Consider the following 18,332-nt stretch of genomic DNA (forward strand, 5'->3'; position numbering starts at 1 on the left):
GCTAAATTGCTACATCACCTTTTGCGCGACGCACGTGGTTGCGGCCGCGTCGGGATTTCTTTCAACAACCCGCCAACCCCCATCCCAGCAATGTCCGCGCCGGTTGTTTCTATCCCGCAAGCAACCCGCGACAGGACCCAATCCGCACCGTTCAATGCAGGCGAACGGGCGCACCCGGGCAATCCGATTACCGGCCTTGGGCCGAGTGTTCCAAGAAACAGCAGATTGCCGGGGTCGACTGGCATGCCGAACCTGTCCACCTGACCGCCAGCCGCCCGCACGGCCTGAGGTGCAACATCAAAAACATCAGATGTGGCAGAGCCGGTCAGGATCATCACAATGTCACCGGCAGCCTCTGAAATAGCCTGCGAAAGCGGTTCGGCTTTGTGTGGAACGATCCGTACATCGCTGAGGTCCATGCCAAGGGTTTCCACCCGGCCACGAATGGCTGCAATACCCTTTTCGTTGGGGGGACCTCCGGGAATATCCGTGACGATCAGCCCTGCCGTTTTATGGACCGGTGCCATCAGACGAATCGAAGCCCTGGCCAGACCAGCGGCCTGCACGACGTCATCCTTTGGAACGGCATAGGATATCACCTTGATCGTGGCGACCATCCCGCCCGGGCCCATCTGTTGATATTGCGGCACCGTCGCTACGGTGATCATCGGGTTGACGCAGTTGAACTCCTGCAGGGCCGCGACGTCCAATTCGACAACACCTGGCCCGTCGGCCAGCAAGTTCACGCGCCCGGTAAACGGCTGCGTTACCCGTAAACCGGCAGCGTCTGGATCAGGCGCAAGCGCTGCGGCCAACATTTCAGCAGCCTCGTCTTCGTGGCAATCGCCGGGCTCAAGCTGCGCAACCGTGACCTCATCATATCCAGCTGCACCCAGCTGAGCGCCATGTTCGGACGTCAGTAGCAATCCTTTGCGCAACTTGGCATCCTGCACCTGGACGGAGTGTGCAAGGATCGCGCCGGTGGCCTCAGCGACAGGAACGGGACCGAATTTCACGCCTTGCCCCGCAGCACGGCCGTCATCTGGGCGAGGATGGCCACCGCGATCTCGGACGGATCCGCCGCGCCGATATCCAATCCAATAGGTCCGTGGATCTGGGCAATCTGTTCGTCCGAAAAACCCGCCTCTTTCATGCGAGCAACTCGTTTGGCATGCGTACGCGTGGACCCCAGAGCCCCGATAAAAAACACGCCCGCCTTCAAGGCGGATTCCAAAGCCGGGTCGTCCAATTTGGGGTCATGCGTCAGCAAGACAACAGCGGTTCGCGTGTCCATACCCAGCTTGGCCACCGCCTCGTCCGGCCAATCAGTCAGGATGGTTTCGCCCGGGAAACGGGCACCAGAGGCAAAGGCATCGCGCGGGTCGATGATGGCCGGATCATATCCTGCGATCCGGGCCATCGGAACCAGCGCCTGCGCAATGTGCACTGCTCCCACAATTATCAATCGCAGCGGAGGGTTGTGGACCGCAACAAATGTCTGTCCGTCCTCCTCAAAACCTGATCGGTCCTTGCGCATTCGGTCTGAATAGGCTTTCCGCCGCAAAGCCCGATGACCGGTTTCGGTATTAACTTCATAGGCCACCGGTTCCCGCTGAGCGCGGGCTTTGACCAGATCTCGCAACATGGATTCTGGCAGGACCGAACCGATAGGTTCCACTAAAACACGGATCGTTCCGCCACAGGCCAGACCCACAGCAAAGGCATCTTCGTCGCTGACGCCAAATTCCAACAGACGTGCCTCACCCTCGTCCATCGCTTCAAGCGCTTCGACGATGACCGCCCCTTCGACACAGCCACCGGACACCGAGCCTTCGATGCGACCATCTGCAGCAATCACCAACTGAGCCCCGACACGGCGCGGCGCGCTGCCCCAGGTTTCAACCACCGTGGCCAGCGCGGTTGGATGACCTTCGTCATGCCATTTAAGAGCCGTCTCTGGGCTGTTGTCGAATCTGTCCATTGCACCCTCCCGGCCTGTTCTGATCCAACATAGGCAGGTTTGGCGCAATGAAAAGTGAGCCTTAAGACCAATATCGAATGTTCCCCACTCACTTACGCAACGACCTGAATCGGCGTATACAAGCCCAGATCAGCACGCCAACGACTAATCATTGATTGCACCTGAACCAGATTCTAGCCTACATGCATAGCTGCTGCATTCCAGTATGCGCATATTAATTTTTCACAACGGAGACAGAGAGTTGAAACGCATTATTACACTCGGAATGGCATTTGGCCTGTTCACCGCAAGCGTTGCATCCGCGGACACTTTCCTGCGTTACGGCGAAGTTGAAGGTTGGAAAGTCTTTATCGACGAAGACAAGAAATCCTGCCTGATCGAAGCTGTAGACGACGCCGAAAATGTCGTTCAGATGGGTCTGACCGAAGACCGTAGCGTCGGATATGTCGGCGTCTTCACCAAGGCCAAGACCGACATCAAGCGCGGTGAAAAAGAAGCTGTCGCGGTCCTGCTGGGCGACAATATCTATGTTGGTGAAGCAACCGGTATGAAGGGCAACATCACCAAGGGTTACTCTGGTGGGTACGTCCTGTCTGACGATCCCCAATTCGCCGATGACCTCGCCAAGCAAAAGGTTATGGTTGTGTTCCCGGAAAAGGAATTTGCCTTCACCGTTGATCTGACCGGTACTTACAAAGCCATGGAAATGGCCCGCAAGTGTAACGAAGAACAGCTGAGCTGATACTCAGTCGGAAAGCGCGGACAACAACCGCGCTTTCTCACCCACGTCATCGGGTTTTGAGATGACATTGGCCAGATCTTCCAACGACGCGATCGAGTGACCAGCACGGAAGCTGTCCACATGCGGCAGCATTGCTGCGACGCCTTGCGCTTTGGGCGCGAACCCATCCCACCGCAGCAATGGATTCAACCAGATCAGACGGCGCGCGGACAGGTGCAGACGCTCCACCTCTTTACCCAACGCCTCGGGGTCTCCGCGATCCAGCCCGTCCGAGATCAATAGGACCACAGCACCCTGCCCCATGACCCGCCGCGACCAATCGCGGTTGAACGCATGCAGACACTCGCCAATCCGCGTCCCCCCTTCCCAATCCTGCGCCTCGGCCCCGGCGGCGGCCAGCGCGGCATCTACGTCGCGCTGCTGAAGATGGCGAGTGATGTTGGTCAGGCGCGTCCCGAACGTAAACGCATGAACCTTGGCCCAGCCCGCCCCTTTGGCATTCGAAACGGCATGAAGGAAATGCAGAACGACCCGACTGTATTGGCTCATTGACCCCGAAATATCGCAGAGTACAACAAGGTTGGGCCATCGCGGCTTGGGCTTGAGCTTGGCAATGTCGCGCAACTCTCCCCCCTGCCGCATCGCCGCGCGCAGCGTTCGCGCCCGATCGATACGATGGCCCAAATGGCTGGACTGACCACGTCTGGATTCTATCGGCTTTACCGGCAGAGCAAGCCGCGACAGCATGCGCTTGGCTTGCGCGATCTCGGCGGTGCTCATCTGCTCAAAGTCCAGACTGCGCAGGCGTTCCTCGGAGGACGCCGTTTGCGAGGCGTCGATCTCTAACTCAGTCTCCTCTTCCTGCTCAGCCACCTCGGGCAGATCACGTTCGACCCCGTCCAACAACGCCTCGGCCGCGCGCTTTTCGGCCGCGTCAGCCTTGCGTTCTTCCTGTACGCCACGGATGGCCGGCAGCATCATCGACATCATGTGTTCAAGATATCGGGGGTCACGCCAATAGAGGCGAAAGACCTGCGCAAATACAGTGCGGTGTTCCGGGCGGTTCACAAAACAGGCGTGCAGTGTCCAATAGAAATCCTGTTTTTCCGTGAACCCCGCCGCTTGTACCGCGCGAATGGCGTCAACAACGCGCCCAGTTCCGATCGGCAACCCGGCTTTACGCAACGCCCGCGCAAAATGAGTGATGTTCTGCGCCAGCTTGGGGTTGTCAGGAATGTCGATCGGAAGCTGTTCAGCCATCAGGCTGGTTCCAGCGACGCTTTGGCTTGATCCAGTATTCGTTTGGCCTCGGACCCCTGCAATTTCTGGATGTCGTCCTGATATTTCAAGATCGCACCCAAGGTATCACCGATTACTTCGGGGCTAAGGTTGATGACGTCCAGCGCAAGCAGGCATTTGGCCCAATCAATCGTCTCCGCCACACCCGGTTTCTTGAACAAGTCTTCGGTGCGTAGATGCTGAACAAAGGCCACGACCTCACGACTAAGCGCTTCGGCAGCTTCCGGCGCGCGCGCGTGCAGGATTTCGATCTCTCGGTCGAAATCGGGGTAGTCGACCCAATGATAGAGGCAGCGTCGTTTTAGTGCATCATGCACTTCGCGTGTGCGGTTCGAGGTGACGATCACGATGGGCGGCTCCGGTGCTTTGACCGTGCCCAGTTCAGGAATCGTGACCTGAAAATCGCTGAGCGCCTCAAGCAAGAAGGCCTCGAACGGTTCGTCCGTGCGATCAAGTTCGTCGATCAGCAGGACCGGCGCACCATGTTCGTCCGGGCGCATTGCCTGCAGCAGCGGGCGTTCAATCAGGTACTCGTCCGAGAATAGCTCGGTCTGCAATGTGCCCCGATCCGCCCCGCCCGAGGCTTCGGCCGTGCGGATCGCCACCATCTGCGCCGGAAAATTCCATTCGTAAACAGCGGAAGAGGCATCCAGACCTTCGTAGCATTGCAACCTGATCAGGCGACGATTCAGTCCGGCGGCAAGGGCCTTGGCGATCTCAGTCTTGCCCACCCCGGCCTCACCTTCCAGAAACAGTGGTCGGCCCAGTTTCAGGGACAGAAACACCACCGTCGCCAGCGCGCGCCCGCAGACATAACCTTGCGCGCCCAGCGTGGATTGAACGGCGTCGATGGAATCTGGCTGTGTCATGTTTCGATCTCTCCCTTGGCACAACAGGTCATGGGCGCTCGCGCGCGTCAAGGCTGTGTTCTTTCCGGGACTTACGACGATCGCACAAGTTGACAAGGTCTGGGACCGAATTGAAGGTCTTTCACCGCCGGGTCCGCTGTGCTAGCGGAAGGCCATGACCGATACCCTCACGATCCGCCGCCCCGACGACTGGCATCTGCACCTGCGCGATGGCGCGATGTTGCAGGCCGTCCTGCCCGAAACCGCGCGTCATTTTGCCCGCGCGATCATTATGCCGAACCTTGTACCGCCCGTCGTACGCGGCGATCAGGCCGCCGCCTATCGCGACCGCATATTGGCTGCGCTACCCGAAGGCATGACGTTCGACCCGTTGATGACGCTGTACCTGACCGAGGATACGGACCCCGATGATATGGCAGCAGCCCATGCCAGCGGTTTGGTCAAAGCGGTCAAACTGTACCCGGCGGGCGCAACAACCAACTCTGCCTCGGGCGTGCAGGACTTCGACAAAGTGCGTCCGGTGCTGGAAAAGATGGCCGAGATCGGCCTGCCCTTGTGCGTACATGGTGAGGTCACCGACGCCGAGATCGACATCTTCGACCGCGAAGCTGTGTTCATCGTCCGTGTTCTGGATCCGATCCGCAAGGCCACACCCGGCCTGCGCGTGGTGATGGAGCACATCACGACCGCGAACGGCGTTGACTACGTCAAATCCAATGACATGGATCTGGGTGCAACGATCACAGCGCACCACCTGATCATCAACCGCAACCATATCCTCGTGGGTGGAATCAAGCCGCATTACTATTGCTTGCCCGTTGCCAAGCGCGAAGAACATCGATTGGCTCTGCTGGCAGCTGCAACCTCTGGCGATGCGCGTTATTTCCTGGGTACTGACAGCGCACCCCACACCGACGCCAACAAGGAAATGGCCTGCGGGTGTGCGGGATGTTTCACGGCGACCAATACAATGTCACTGGTGGCCGAGATGTTTGACCGCGAGGGCGCTTTGGACAAGCTGGAAGGCTTTGTGTCTTTGAACGGCCCGGCCTTCTATCGCCTTCCGGTGAATGAGGAAACCATCACCCTGACCAAAGGCGAACCGGTCGAATACCCGGACAAGATCGACTGCGAAGATGGTCCGGTCACAGTGTTTGAACCGGGTTTCCCGCTACACTGGCGCGTGACTTAACCCTCCAGCAACGCAGACAAATCGCGGGCGCGGCCTCCGGTGCGCAGCATCGACCAGATCGCGTCCGCGTCATCTGTTCCGATCAGCTTGTTGGCTTTGCCTCGCACCCGGTCCTCACGGTCCGACAGCGTCATCGGGGCCAACAGGTCATGCGTGGCCTCGCGCCTTGCCCCATCCCGGCGCAACAAGGTCAGCTGCGCCTGCGTTTCCGACAAACTTTCATCCGCTTCGACAGAGACTCGGTCCCGCAAGGATACTAGCCGCGGGTCGGCGCATATCTTGTCCGAATAGCTGCCCGGCAGGGCCGTATCATAGCCAAGCGCCTGCATCGCAATCACCGTCCGATAAGAGAACTTGGCACCGAGGCCAGTTGTCGGGGATGTCTGGTTGCAGACGCTCATCCACCTTGGATGCGTCTTGATCTTGATCTCGGCGACTTCCGGTTCGGCGATATCCAGGTCGCGCGCGGCCTCAAGTGCTGCGTGCAAACCGTGACAACACGCATGAAACTTGTGACTGACGCCTTCAAAAAGCCATTCCGCGCCCAGCCCATCCAATGAGGCCGCAATGTGAGACTGTCCTTTATGTGTCGCGCCAAATCCATAGGACCCTTCCAACGCGTCTGAATTGGGATCGAATCCCGATGCCACCAACAAAGCTGCCTCAACCCCGGCAGAGGCAGCAAGACCCGCGTTATAAGGTTTTCCCATCGTTCCGAATTGCGCCTTTAGACCGGCAGCCCGAGTCGCTGTCAGGCCCAGAACTTTGCGCATCTGTTCGACGTCGAACCCCAGTATGCGCCCTGCAGCGACAGCCGCACCAAATGCGCCAGACGTTGCTGTCTGGTGAAAGCCCGCCTGATAGTGTTCGCGCCCCAGCCAGACGCCGATCCGAATGGACGTCTCCATCCCAACCAAGGCTGCCTCAAGGAAATCGACCAGAATACGGTCGTCCCACTCGCTTATGGCCAGCGCCGCCGGAAGGACGGCAACGGATGGATGCCCGATATGGGCAAAATGCGTGTCGTCATAATCCAGGGCATGCGACACGGTTCCGTTTACCAATGCAGCACCGCGCAGGGGTGCCCCACCTCCACCAAAAAGGCGCGCTTGTTCCGCACCCCCTTCGCCAAGCACAAGGTCGCGCACTGTCCGCGAAACAGGTTCATCAACTCCGGCACGCCCGACAGCAATCCAGTCCAAAACAGAAAGAGACGTAACGACCCGCGTCTGCAAAGTCGTCGTGATTGGCCCCGCCGCGAAGGCTGCCAGTGATGTGGTAAAATCGGTCATGGGCGCAGTCTAGCGACCGCCAACCCGGGGTAAAGACCTAGCTGTACAAGTCCTTCGCGCGGGTCTCAAAGGCCTGAACGATCCGATGCATAGCCTCGTTGAAGACCACGCCGATGATCCCCTGAAGGATCGCGTTCTTGAATTCGAAATCCACGTGGAACGTGATGTTGCATCCGCCATCGTCGGCGTCAGCGAATTGCCAGTCGGATTTCATGTATTTGAAAGGACCGTCCAGATATTCAGTGTCGATTCTTTTCTGATCGGCAAACAGTGTTACCCGGCTGCCGAACCGTTCGCGGAACACTTTGAACGAGATCACCAGATCTGCTTCCATGACTTGCGCCTCACCCGCCGCATAGGTCCGACGAATGCGGGCAGCTGCGCACCACGGCAGAAACTCGGGGTACTTGGCCACATCGGCGACCAGCTCGTACATCTGCTGCGCAGTGTAAAGAAGGTGGCGTGTTTCCGAATGAGTAGGCATGGCGTCCGGTTTTTCAGGTGACAATGGCGCGTCATGTCGTATGTTGCGCGCCAAAGATCAAGGGGGCAGCGATGAGCGACCGCGCATATGTGATAGATACGATGATCTCGGCCAAGGCGATTGCAGCCCGAATCGAGGAATTATGCCGCGAAATCACGGCAGAATTCGGAGATACCGACAAGCTGATCGTGGTCGGCCTGCTGCGCGGCAGTTTCGTCTTCATCGCGGATCTGGTGCGCGAGCTGGACCTGCCGATCGAAGTCGATTTCCTCGAAGTATCCTCGTATGGAGACGCGATGGAAAGCAGCCGGGAAGTACGTATTCTCAAAGACTTACGCGGCGCGATTGAAGGGCGCGATGTTTTGGCTGTTGAGGATATTGTCGACACCGGCCACACGCTGAACCACGTCACAAAACTGTTGCGCAGCCGCAAGCCAAGCCGACTTAAGTCCATTGCCTTGCTGGACAAACCCAGCCGGCGCGAGGTCGATTTCCGTTCCGATTGGATCGGCTTTGAAATTCCGGACGAATTCGTTGTGGGTTACGGGATCGACTACGCGCAGCGCAATCGCAACCTGCCGTTTATTGGTAAGGTTCGATTTGTCGAAGACTGAGAGGGGCAAAAACAAACCCAGATTCCAATAGTCAAAGTAGCTGCGCACCCTTTCATTCACTTAATTGAATACCATTGGACAACGCCCTCAACAACAGATTACCCTCCGACCATCTTGGGAGGATTCTGCTTATGAAAGTAATGTCTATTGGGCTTCTGGCGACTTGCGCCGTCGCCGCAACGGTTGGTCTTGCGGACGCAAAAGACAACAAGGGCAAAGGGAAAGGCCCAGACAAGTCGAAAATCGAAAAGTCGATAAAGACCAATAATGGCGTTGGTGTACCGCCCGGACAGATCAAGCGTTATACGCGAGGTCAGAAACTCCCTAACGATCTGAATTTTGATTATCTTGATGACCTGGACAGCTGGAAGTTGAAGCCCCTACCCGCCGGTCAGCGATATATTCGCGTGGATGACGAAATCCTGTCGATATCAGATGACACTAAGACAGTCATTGATGCCGTTGGAATAGTGAGCGATCTCGTAAACTGAAGTTTCAGCCATTAAGTGATCGAATTGCGGCAACAAATACGTCTACTCCTACCGGGATAAGTGCGTCTGGGAAATCATAGTCAGGGTTATGCAATTGCGGATGATCCTGCCCCGACCCCAGCCAGAACATGGCCGTTTTCGCGGCTTTGCCGAATTGCCCGAAGTCTTCTGAGAACTTTTGCGGCGTCTTTGTTGAATGGCACGGCACTCCACGCTCGGCGCAGGCTGTTGCGATGATGCTCACCGCGTCACTGTGATTGACGCAGGCCTCGAAGACATCGTCATAGGTGATCTCAAAACCCAGACTGTCGGTGGATGCAGCGCGGCGCGCCAGCGCCTCGGCCTCGGTGATCAGCGTTTGCATCCGGGCGTCTGAAACAGTGCGCAAGGTTACCCAGATCTCGGCCTGCCCCGGAGCGACGCCGAAAGTCGGCTCTCCCAAACGGGCATGCGTCACCGTTGTCAGCGCAAAATCAGCGTCCAACGCGCCGCCTGCGCCCAAACCTGCCAGTTGCAACATCAATTCAGACATTGCCCGAGCCGGGGAATTCCCATCCTGAGGCGCAGCCGCATGGGATGTCTTGCCGGTCAGGATTATCTTCATCCCGCGCGAGGCGCAGTTAGCCGAACCCTGACATAACTCAACGGCGCCAAGTTCCAATCCCGGCAGATTGTGCAGAGAGAACACGTAGTCCGGCGCGATCTGCGCGAATTGGGGGTCCGTGCGAAAGGCGATGGCGCCCTGCCCGGTTTCCTCAGCCGGTTGAAAGATCAGAACCACCCGACCCTTATTAGGTCGCTGTCGCCCCAGGTCTTCGGCAACGCCAAGCACCATCGTCATGTGCCCATCATGGCCGCACAAATGCCCTTTGCCCGGAACCTTCGACACATAGGGGTGCGTGCCAAGTTCTTGAATCGGCAGTCCGTCCAACTCGCACCGGATACCCACGGTCGGTCCAGCTTGCCCACTGTCAAAAACCGCGGCAACACCGTGCCCCCCCAGTCCGGTAAGCACATGGTCCGCACCGAATCCCTGCAACAGCTCTGTCATGCGGGCAGCGGTATCGTGCTCCTGCCCGGAAAGTTCGGGATATTGGTGCAGGTTGTGGCGCAGGCGTGTCAGCCGCGCGTGCGCTTCGGGTGTCACCCCTGTTCCAGCTTTTTCTGGCGAGCCTCACGCAACCGGGCAAAGTCATCGCCCGCGTGATAGGACGACCGGGTCAGTGGTGTCGCAGACACCATCAGGAACCCTTTGCCATAAGCTGCCTTTTCATAGGATGCGAACTCTTCCGGCGTCACGAACCGATCCACACCATGGTGTTTGGGCGTGGGCTGCAGATACTGACCGATGGTTAGAAAGTCGATATCGGCAGCGCGCATGTCATCCATGACTTGCCGGACTTCTTGCTCGTTCTCACCCAAGCCGACCATGATTCCTGATTTAGTAAAGATCGACGGGTCCAGCTCTTTGACGCGCTGCAACAGCCGCAACGAGTGGAAATAACGCGCACCGGGACGCACTTCGAGGTACAGGCCGGGTACGGTTTCTAGATTGTGGTTGAACACATCCGGCTTGGCCTCGACGACGGTCTCAAGAACGGAAGAATCACATTTCAGGAAATCTGGCGTCAAGATTTCAATCGTCGTCTTAGGCGACCGATGCCGCACCGCGCGTATCGTCTGCGCGAAATGGTCGGCACCTCCGTCCTTCAGGTCATCGCGGTCAACCGACGTGATCACGACGTGGTTCAGGCCCAATTTTTCGACTGCGTGGGCCACACGACCCGGTTCAAAAACATCCAGATCATCAGGGCGGCCTGTCGCGATGTTGCAGAACGTGCAACCGCGGGTACAAATCTCGCCCATGATCATCATGGTGGCGTGGCCCTGGCTCCAGCATTCGCCGACATTTGGGCATCCGGCCTCTTCACAGACAGTGACCAGATTGTTTTCGCGCATGATCTTGTGCGTCTCAGCATAACCCTTACCGCCGGGTGCCTTGACGCGTATCCACTTGGGCTTTTTGGGCTGCGCATTGTCTGGACGATGCGCTTTTTCGGGATGACGTTGTTCTGGGATCTTCAGATCACGCACGGCTGGCTTTCCTGACTTTGGGTCAATTTGCTTTGCCCTAACATAATACGCACGCGCAGACTATGCCACCCGGGTATACCCGCCATGCACGGTACGTTTGCACTCGCAGAAAATAGCCCGGCACTTCAAACACTCTAGGCAGATTAACCCTCGTTTACAGCTACCTAAAGTTATATCGCAATTGCAGCATTTCTGGCGTTGAAGGCGGTTTAGAACTGTTTTAAGTCACCACTAATTCTAATGTGAATCACAGGAGCCCGTAGATGAAAACCGGCGCAAAACTGCCTTCCGTTACCTTCCATACCCGCGTTCGGGATGAAGCAATCGGAGGACCCAACCCGTTCCGTTGGGAAGACAAAACAACCGCTGATTACTTCGCAGGCAAGCGCGTCATCCTGTTTTCCCTGCCCGGTGCGTTTACGCCCACATGCTCGACCTACCAACTGCCCGGTTTCGAAAACGGCTATGCCGATTTCACTGCCAAGGGCATCGATGAAATCTACTGCATGTCTGTGAATGACAGCTTTGTCATGAACAAATGGGCGCAGGATCAGGGCCTTAAAAACGTCAAAGTTATCCCTGACGGTTCAGGCGAATTTACCCGCAAAATGGGCATGCTGGTCGACAAGGAAAACCTGGGATTTGGCATGCGTTCGTGGCGCTACGCTGCCATCGTAATCGATGGTGTGGTCGAAGCCTGGTTCGAAGAGCCCGGCCTGATGGACAACTGCCCAGAAGATCCCTATGGCGTTTCGTCCCCGGAAACCCTGATGAAGCACCTGGAAGAAGCCAAAGAACCGGCACTGGCATAACAATTGTCAGGCTGACGTATCAAGGGCTCGCCTCTGGCGGGCCTTTTTTAATGGCGGGTCGCGGTTACGATATCTTCACCAACACGCCGAATAACGTCGGCCAGACTGTCGAACCAATCTTCATGCCCTGTAGAAAGGCGTCGGACCAACCCCACCGTTCGTGCAGGCTGCGGCGCCCCGAACCGCATGAGCTTGAGCCCCGGAACAGCTTCGGTTTCCGAGCGGGCCGCGAGTTCAGGCATGAGTGTCAGACCGAACCCTTCGGCAACCAGTCGCGACAGGGTCGCCAGTGAGGACGCCCCCATATTGATCAAACCGCTGCTTCTGTCCTGACCACAGACCTCAAGCGCCTGATCCGTCAGGCAATGCCCGTCATCCAGCAACATCAACTGCGCGGTCTGCAAATCGACCGGGCGCAAGGCATCAGGGTCGGTGCGCACCGTCCCAAGACGCCCCACGCTGCCGGCAAGCAGAAAGCGATCCTCGAAAAGCGGCAATTCAAACAATTCGTTGCCGCCAGCTGGCAAGGCCATCACACCGGCATCGATTTCCCCGGCCCGCAGCATGGCCAGCAAGCGCTCGGTCCGTGCCTCGCGGATCTGCACCCGCAAGGAGACATCTGCCGTGCGCAACCCGGCAAGCACACCAGGCAAAAGATAAGGCGCAATTGTCGGAATGATCCCAATCGCCAAGGACCGATGCCCAACGGAATGATCCTTGGCGAACTGGTCCAGCCTGTCTGCCGCGCCAAGCACCTGACGGGCGTAGTCCAGCACATCGCGTCCCAATGGCGTCAGCAGGATGTCACGCGCCTGACGTTCGAACAGCGGGCCGCCCAACGTTTCTTCCAACGCTTTGATTTGAACCGACAGCGCTGGCTGCGAAACATGGCAGACCTGCGCCGCACGGCCAAAATTGCGCTGATCCGCCACCGCATTGAAATACTGAAGCTGTCTGAGGGTAAAATTCATAGGCAATTCCTATCACTACCCCCTGAAACCTCAACTGCGAATTATGGAATTTCTACCCAATTAGGCGAGTTTTCTCTGCTTGATCTTCGTAATGGCGCTTTAGACGTTGCAAGGCGATGCGCAACACGATCTTCCCGGAACGCGCCGACCACCCCATGCGTTTTTCGGCTAATTCGAGCCCCTCAAGGTAACAGCAGCACCGCAGTGCCACGTCGCTTAACCCCGGTCCCAGATCCGACAGGGCACGTTCAACCCGAGCGCGCGCGTCTGACGATCCCTGGCCTGCATACGTTCCATTTGCGAAACTTCCCCGCCCCCCGGCCGTTAGAAAGTGATCCCAGTTTTGGGCAACCTGCGGACCGATCTGCGACAGTTCAAAGTCTTCGCGCAGCCGTTCGCCAGCGCCGACCAGAGTTTCGTCGAGAAAGGGCTTTCCGTCCTTGTCCCGCCTGCGCGCCAACGCGATCAGCGGACTTTCGGCAGCACTGTACCGAATACGTCTGGCGCCGTGCGACGACCTGCCCTGTCTTTGTTCGCCATGCGCCTGAAACGGCGATTGCGCCTCGGCCATGCCGAACTCGTTTCTGGCGCGGGCTTTGTTCTCGGCCTCGGCGATCAGTTGGCTTAAGGCCGACCGCCCAGAGGAAGAGATGCGATACCGGGAAATACGGCCGGGATTGTCGCAGGATATCCAATCATTCAGAGCCAGCGCTTGCGCAATCGTGCAATCGACGATTGCGGTTCTTGCGGTCCCGCTGTCGCCGGTATCCCGAACGACCACAGCCTTGTCCATCTCTTCCGCCACAGCCAGAACCGCGCCGGTTTCACAAAGGCGACGCAAAATTCGAAGAGCTTCGCGGTTAAACTCATCGTCCTTGCTTGTTGCATCGTTGGCCTGAATCCCCAAAGGCTCGTTCAGGGACCCAGCGCGCCCTTGTTGATCCGTGAAATGGACCTCTGCCAGCGCTTGCAGCGCAGCATCCACCAACGGATCGTCCCGGCGCATTTCAATACGTCGGATTTGCCTGAGTATGGTTGACGCATGGCACCCCACGGATCGCGCGATGTCGCGGATCGATTGACCGGTTTCGGTATGCGCCAGGTATCTCTGCGCCCCTTCAGGCACCCACGCCGGAATGGTGAAAGCCATGTTTTCTTGCATAGTCACTTGCCCTCGTCGACAAAACAATCGGTTCTCAATCGCCCCCGGTGAATGTGTTAACCAATCCTAACTAGAGCCGCTTTCGTTACTCGTTCGTTAACCCGGAGAGACAACAACCAGATTTGATTCAAAATCATAAACACTCATGAAGTCAGAGTTCGGAGGGAACCCGCACAAGGCAACACTCGTTTAGGTTGTGTGACAAATGGCTTTCTTCTGTTCAACCAAGGGATCACCGAAATGCAGGACCTGATGACCATGATTACAACGCTCCGCCGCCCACGCCTGTTGGCTCGGGCCGCAAAAATTGGGGCGCAGGAGTATGATCGGGATCGGCATCTTCAGCGTGTTCTGGGATACGGATCACTGCCCGGCACAGGGTCTGCGCTGGTTCGTTTGTTGGAATTGGAACGAGAGGTTAACGCCCAAAGACTGGCCGAAGACGCCGCCTATTCGTTGGTCCGCCACCTGGACCTGCTGATCGCGCTGTTGGGCGAGGCGCAACTGTTCAAAGCCAGTCGCGCCGCGCAATATCAATGATCAGGTGAAGGCATCCGGCATGGAAGCTTTCTTTTCCGCCACGTATGCGTTCAATGCTTCGTTGACGGCGGGATCGAGTTGCGGTTGCTGGTAGTTGGCCAGCAGATGCTCGACCCGCGACGTGGCCAATTGGCGTGTGTCGCGCCCGCCTTCGTCTTCCCAGGTCTCGAAGGGTTTGTAATCCAGAACATCGGACTTCCAGAACGCTTCTTTGAAATTCGCCTGCGTATGGGCGCAGCCCAGATAGTGGCCGCCGGGGCCAACCTCGCGGATCGCATCCATCGCCTGCGCATTCTCATCATATGCCACGCCTTTGGCCAGGCTATGCAGAACACCCAACTGGTCGGCATCCATGACAAACTTTTCAAAATCGGCCACCAGACCGCCTTCAAGCCAGCCGCAGGAATGCAGCATGAAGTTCACACCAGACATCAGCCCCATGTTCAGCGAGTTCGCGGTCTCATAGGCCGCCTGTGCGTCAGGCAGTTTCGAGCCGCAGAACGACCCGGCCGAGCGGAACGGCAGATTCAGACGTCGCGCCAACTGGCCCGCTCCGTAGGTGACCAACGAAGCCTCAGGTGTACCAAAGGTCGGTGCACCAGAGTTCATGTCGATCGACGACACAAAGGCACCAAAGATTGCAGGTGCACCCGGGCGGATGATCTGACTATAGGCCACGCCGGCCAGAACTTCGGCCAGAACCTGCGTCAGTGTCCCCGCAATCGAAACCGGTGCCATCGCACCGCCCACGATAAAGGGCGAGATGATGCAGGCCTGATTGTTCTTCGCATAAACCTCAAGCGCGCCCATCATCACATCGTCGAAGGTCATCGGCGAGTTGATGTTGGTCAGCGAGGTCATCACCGTGTTTTCCTGAACGAACTCTTTGCCGAACAGAATCTCGCACATCTCAACCGAATCCTGCGCGCGGCTGGGATCGGTGACCGAGCCCATGAACGGCTTGTCCGACAAGGTCATGTGCGCCATCAGCATGTCCAGGTGACGCTTGTTCACCGGAACGTCGGTGGGTTCGCAAACAGTCCCGCCCGAATGGTGCAACCACTTGGACATATAGGCCAGTTTCACGAACTTGTTGAAATCTTCCATAGTCGCATAGCGACGGCCACCTTGCGCGTCCCGCACAAAAGGCGGGCCGTACACCGGGGCCAGAACCAGATTACGGCCACCGATGACAACCGATTTTTCGGGGTTACGGGCGTGCTGCGTGAATTCGCTGGGCGCGGTTTTGATCAGCTGACGTGCCAGACCACGCGGAATGCGGACGCGTTCACCATCGACATCGGCGCCAACATCTTTCCAGCGCTGCAACGCGGCTGGGTTGTCGACAAAGTTCACGCCGACTTCGGCTAGAATGGTTTCCGCATTGGTTTCGATGATTTCCAACGCTTCTTCGTTGAGAACCTCGAAGTTCGGAATATTCCGTTCGATGTATTTCGCCGTTTCGATGCGAACCGCGGTACGTTCGGCCCGGCGGGCGGCGCCACCGCCACCTCTTGCCCGACGCCGGGTGTTTGCCTCTGCCATGAGAAGATCCCGTCTAATGATTGAGTTGATCAGTTTGTTACAGCAAGCATTTGGGGCAATGCATCTAATTTACGGCGCTATAGGGGGAAAAGCGACATCTGCATAAACCAAAACCGTCAGGCACTTGCTCTGATCAGTAAAGTTCCTTCTCCATCAGGATGGTCTTTCCGCTCACCTCTTTCTCGTGCCAGCCCAAGTAGTGGTACATGGAGACTGTCGCTCGCATCAATTTGTGCGTTCGCAACCTGAGCTTAGTGGCGCCCGTTCCGTTGGCTTCTTGTTCAGCTAATTCGATCAACCGCCTCGCCAACCCTGCCCCTTGTGCCTTTGGCGATACGGCAAGGTTAAAGATCATCACCGCAGAATCGACCTGGTCAAAAACAATAAACCCGACGATGTCTTCATCCTTCGCGGCAACCCAGGCCTGATGCGCGGCGATGTCGTCGCCAACGCCGTCCGTGACATCGGGCAGATCAGGAATATCGCGCAATGCCTCCGCATAGGCCGCCGCAATGCAGGTTGTGACCGCTTCGGTATCAGCAGCACTTGCGCGGCGTAGTACGATCTCGGGCATCTCGCGCTCTTTCTGTATTATCCTGAGGCTCAATTGCACAAATGACGTCATAGCGCTTGCACATGCAAGGCTTGCGACCTAATAGCCAACCATGACCCAAGACACCCATGACCGCCTTCTGATCATCGACTTCGGCAGCCAGGTTACGCAGCTTATTGCGCGCCGCCTGCGCGAGCTGAATGTCTATTGCGAAATCCACCCCTATCAAAAAGTCACAATGGACTTTGTGCAGGAAATGGCCCCGAAGGCCGTGATATTCTCGGGCGGTCCTGACAGCGTGACACGTGAGGGTTCGCCCCGTGTACCGCAAGAGATCTTTGATTACGGCGTTCCAATCCTTGGTATCTGTTACGGCCAACAGGTGATGATGCACCAGCTGGGCGGCAAAGTTGAAAGCGGACACGGCACGGCCGAGTTCGGGCGTGCGTTTGTTACCCCGCAGGCAAAGCTGGATATTTTGGAAGGCTGGTTTTCGGACGGTGACGAGCAGGTCTGGATGAGCCACGGCGACCATGTCAGCGAAATCGCGCCCGGCTTCACCGTTTACGGCACCTCACCCAACGCACCTTTCGCGATTACAGCGGACAGCGACCGTCACTTCTATGCGGTTCAGTTCCACCCTGAAGTTCACCACACACCCAAGGGCGCAAAACTGTATGAGAATTTCGTCAAGCTGGCCGGGTTCAAGGGCGATTGGACCATGGGTGCCTATCGCGAACAAATGATCGAAAAGATCCGCGAGCAGGTCGGCGACAAAAAGGTCATCTGCGGTCTGTCCGGTGGTGTCGACAGCTCGGTTGCGGCGATCCTGATCCACGAGGCAATCGGTGATCAGTTGACCTGCGTTTTCGTGGACCATGGCTTGCTGCGCAAGAACGAGGCCGAAGAAGTCGTCGGCATGTTCCGCGATAATTACAACATCCAGCTGATCCACGCGAACGAAAGCGATCTGTTCCTTGGTGAGCTTGAAGGCCAAAGCGACCCCGAGACCAAGCGCAAAATCATCGGCAAGCTATTCATCGACGTATTCCAGAAACACGCCGACACCATCGATGGTGCAGAGTTCCTTGCGCAAGGCACGCTGTATCCAGACGTGATTGAATCGGTGTCCTTCTCGGGCGGCCCATCCGTCACGATCAAGTCGCACCACAATGTTGGCGGCCTGCCCGAAAAGATGGGACTGAAACTGGTCGAGCCGCTGCGCGAGCTGTTCAAGGACGAAGTCCGCGCGCTGGGTCGCGAGTTAGGCCTGCCCCAGAGCTTTATTGGCCGCCACCCCTTCCCCGGTCCCGGTCTGGCGATTCGCTGCCCCGGTGAGATCACCCGTGAAAAGCTGGACATCCTGCGCGAAGCAGATGCGGTCTATATCGACCAGATACGCAAACACGGCCTTTACGATGACATCTGGCAAGCCTTTGTGGCCATCCTGCCCGTGCGTACTGTAGGCGTCATGGGCGACGGCCGCACCTATGACTACGCTTGTGCCCTGCGCGCGGTGACATCGGTGGATGGCATGACTGCCGATTACTATCCGTTCAGCCACGAGTTCCTTGGCGAGACGGCCACTCGGATCATCAACGAGGTCAAAGGCATCAACCGATGCACCTATGACATCACATCAAAGCCACCCGGAACCATCGAGTGGGAATAATGCGAAAGCCGGGCTCTGT

19 protein-coding genes are annotated in these 18,332 nt (G+C 57.5%); 7 read left to right on the top strand and 12 right to left on the bottom strand.

The window, feature by feature from the left end; genetic code table 11:
• Positions 1-14: 14 nt before the first annotated feature.
• Together AC2FFH_RS05370 and AC2FFH_RS05375 are read right to left on the bottom strand one after the other, a co-directional pair.
• Entirely contained in the window at positions 15-1,016 is a 1,002-nt protein-coding gene (locus AC2FFH_RS05370; RefSeq protein ID WP_496765207.1) for a molybdopterin-binding protein, read from the bottom strand.
• Positions 1,013-1,981: an XdhC family protein gene (locus tag AC2FFH_RS05375; RefSeq protein WP_496765211.1), complete on the bottom strand. Its 969-nt coding sequence runs from the start codon at positions 1,979-1,981 to the stop codon at positions 1,013-1,015. Before AC2FFH_RS05375 ends, AC2FFH_RS05370 begins: the two co-directional genes overlap by 4 nt.
• 241 nt (positions 1,982-2,222) lie before the next feature.
• On the opposite strand from AC2FFH_RS05375, the gene AC2FFH_RS05380 reads away from it, so the two are divergent.
• The gene (locus tag AC2FFH_RS05380; RefSeq protein WP_254452874.1) at positions 2,223-2,723 is read left to right on the top strand and encodes a hypothetical protein; all 501 of its coding nucleotides are present in this window, start codon (positions 2,223-2,225) and stop codon (positions 2,721-2,723) included.
• 3 nt (positions 2,724-2,726) lie between these two features.
• Here the strand turns inward: AC2FFH_RS05380 and AC2FFH_RS05385 are convergent, their stop codons facing one another.
• Both AC2FFH_RS05385 and AC2FFH_RS05390 read right to left on the bottom strand, forming a co-directional pair.
• Positions 2,727-3,983: a vWA domain-containing protein gene (locus AC2FFH_RS05385; protein WP_496704294.1), complete on the bottom strand. Its 1,257-nt coding sequence runs from the start codon at positions 3,981-3,983 to the stop codon at positions 2,727-2,729.
• On the bottom strand, positions 3,983-4,891 hold the full coding sequence (locus tag AC2FFH_RS05390; protein WP_496722580.1) for an AAA family ATPase: 909 nt from the start codon (positions 4,889-4,891) through the stop codon (positions 3,983-3,985). The genes AC2FFH_RS05385 and AC2FFH_RS05390 overlap by 1 nt, the downstream gene beginning before the upstream one ends.
• A 154-nt stretch (positions 4,892-5,045) precedes the next feature.
• Here AC2FFH_RS05390 and pyrC point away from each other — a divergent pair, with 154 nt between their 5' ends.
• Positions 5,046-6,083 (top strand): dihydroorotase, encoded by a 1,038-nt coding sequence (gene pyrC, locus AC2FFH_RS05395; RefSeq protein ID WP_496776663.1) that lies wholly within the window; start codon positions 5,046-5,048, stop codon positions 6,081-6,083.
• Here pyrC and AC2FFH_RS05400 read toward each other — a convergent pair.
• Positions 6,080-7,375 (bottom strand): MmgE/PrpD family protein, encoded by a 1,296-nt coding sequence (locus AC2FFH_RS05400; RefSeq protein WP_496843921.1) that lies wholly within the window; start codon positions 7,373-7,375, stop codon positions 6,080-6,082. The two genes, pyrC and AC2FFH_RS05400, sit on opposite strands and share 4 nt — an antisense overlap.
• 37 nt (positions 7,376-7,412) lie before the next feature.
• Positions 7,413-7,859 (bottom strand): type II toxin-antitoxin system RatA family toxin, encoded by a 447-nt coding sequence (locus tag AC2FFH_RS05405; RefSeq protein WP_496765222.1) that lies wholly within the window; start codon positions 7,857-7,859, stop codon positions 7,413-7,415.
• Positions 7,860-7,930: 71 nt separating this feature from the next.
• Between AC2FFH_RS05405 and hpt the strand changes: the two genes are divergently transcribed.
• Entirely contained in the window at positions 7,931-8,473 is a 543-nt protein-coding gene (gene hpt, locus AC2FFH_RS05410; RefSeq protein ID WP_058271886.1) for a hypoxanthine phosphoribosyltransferase, read from the top strand.
• A 131-nt stretch (positions 8,474-8,604) separates the two neighbouring features.
• Positions 8,605-8,964, top strand: a complete 360-nt coding sequence (locus tag AC2FFH_RS05415; RefSeq protein WP_496765225.1) for a hypothetical protein — start codon at positions 8,605-8,607, stop codon at positions 8,962-8,964.
• 4 nt (positions 8,965-8,968) lie between these two features.
• On the opposite strand, the gene AC2FFH_RS05420 is transcribed toward AC2FFH_RS05415, so the two are convergent.
• Both AC2FFH_RS05420 and lipA read right to left on the bottom strand, forming a co-directional pair.
• Complete coding sequence (locus AC2FFH_RS05420; RefSeq protein WP_496765230.1) at positions 8,969-10,111, bottom strand: amidohydrolase; 1,143 nt, start codon at positions 10,109-10,111, stop codon at positions 8,969-8,971.
• On the bottom strand, positions 10,108-11,058 hold the full coding sequence (gene lipA, locus AC2FFH_RS05425; RefSeq protein ID WP_496722568.1) for a lipoyl synthase: 951 nt from the start codon (positions 11,056-11,058) through the stop codon (positions 10,108-10,110). The genes AC2FFH_RS05420 and lipA overlap by 4 nt, the downstream gene beginning before the upstream one ends.
• Positions 11,059-11,321: 263 nt before the next feature.
• Between lipA and AC2FFH_RS05430 the strand changes: the two genes are divergently transcribed.
• Positions 11,322-11,870, top strand: coding sequence for a peroxiredoxin (locus tag AC2FFH_RS05430; RefSeq protein ID WP_496843922.1), 549 nt, complete (start codon positions 11,322-11,324; stop codon positions 11,868-11,870).
• Between the two features lie 47 nt (positions 11,871-11,917).
• Here the strand turns inward: AC2FFH_RS05430 and AC2FFH_RS05435 are convergent, their stop codons facing one another.
• Positions 11,918-12,841, bottom strand: coding sequence for a hydrogen peroxide-inducible genes activator (locus AC2FFH_RS05435; RefSeq protein WP_496843923.1), 924 nt, complete (start codon positions 12,839-12,841; stop codon positions 11,918-11,920).
• Positions 12,842-12,893: 52 nt separating this feature from the next.
• Positions 12,894-14,003 (bottom strand): DUF6456 domain-containing protein, encoded by a 1,110-nt coding sequence (locus AC2FFH_RS05440; protein WP_496844044.1) that lies wholly within the window; start codon positions 14,001-14,003, stop codon positions 12,894-12,896.
• Between the two features lie 252 nt (positions 14,004-14,255).
• On the opposite strand from AC2FFH_RS05440, the gene AC2FFH_RS05445 reads away from it, so the two are divergent.
• A complete protein-coding gene (locus AC2FFH_RS05445; RefSeq protein WP_255415448.1) occupies positions 14,256-14,543 on the top strand; it encodes a DUF6477 family protein in 288 nt (95 codons plus the stop codon).
• On the opposite strand, the gene AC2FFH_RS05450 is transcribed toward AC2FFH_RS05445, so the two are convergent.
• Both AC2FFH_RS05450 and AC2FFH_RS05455 read right to left on the bottom strand, forming a co-directional pair.
• On the bottom strand, positions 14,544-16,088 hold the full coding sequence (locus tag AC2FFH_RS05450; RefSeq protein WP_496722559.1) for a trimethylamine methyltransferase family protein: 1,545 nt from the start codon (positions 16,086-16,088) through the stop codon (positions 14,544-14,546).
• 133 nt (positions 16,089-16,221) lie between these two features.
• Positions 16,222-16,695 carry a GNAT family N-acetyltransferase gene (locus AC2FFH_RS05455; RefSeq protein WP_496843924.1) on the bottom strand — a complete coding sequence of 158 codons (474 nt, stop codon included), beginning with the start codon at positions 16,693-16,695 and terminating at the stop codon, positions 16,222-16,224.
• Positions 16,696-16,753: 58 nt separating this feature from the next.
• On the opposite strand from AC2FFH_RS05455, the gene guaA reads away from it, so the two are divergent.
• A complete protein-coding gene (guaA, locus tag AC2FFH_RS05460; RefSeq protein WP_496843925.1) occupies positions 16,754-18,313 on the top strand; it encodes a glutamine-hydrolyzing GMP synthase in 1,560 nt (519 codons plus the stop codon).
• Positions 18,314-18,332 lie beyond the last annotated feature (19 nt).

This window comes from Ruegeria sp. YTSC003 (genome assembly GCF_059609785.1).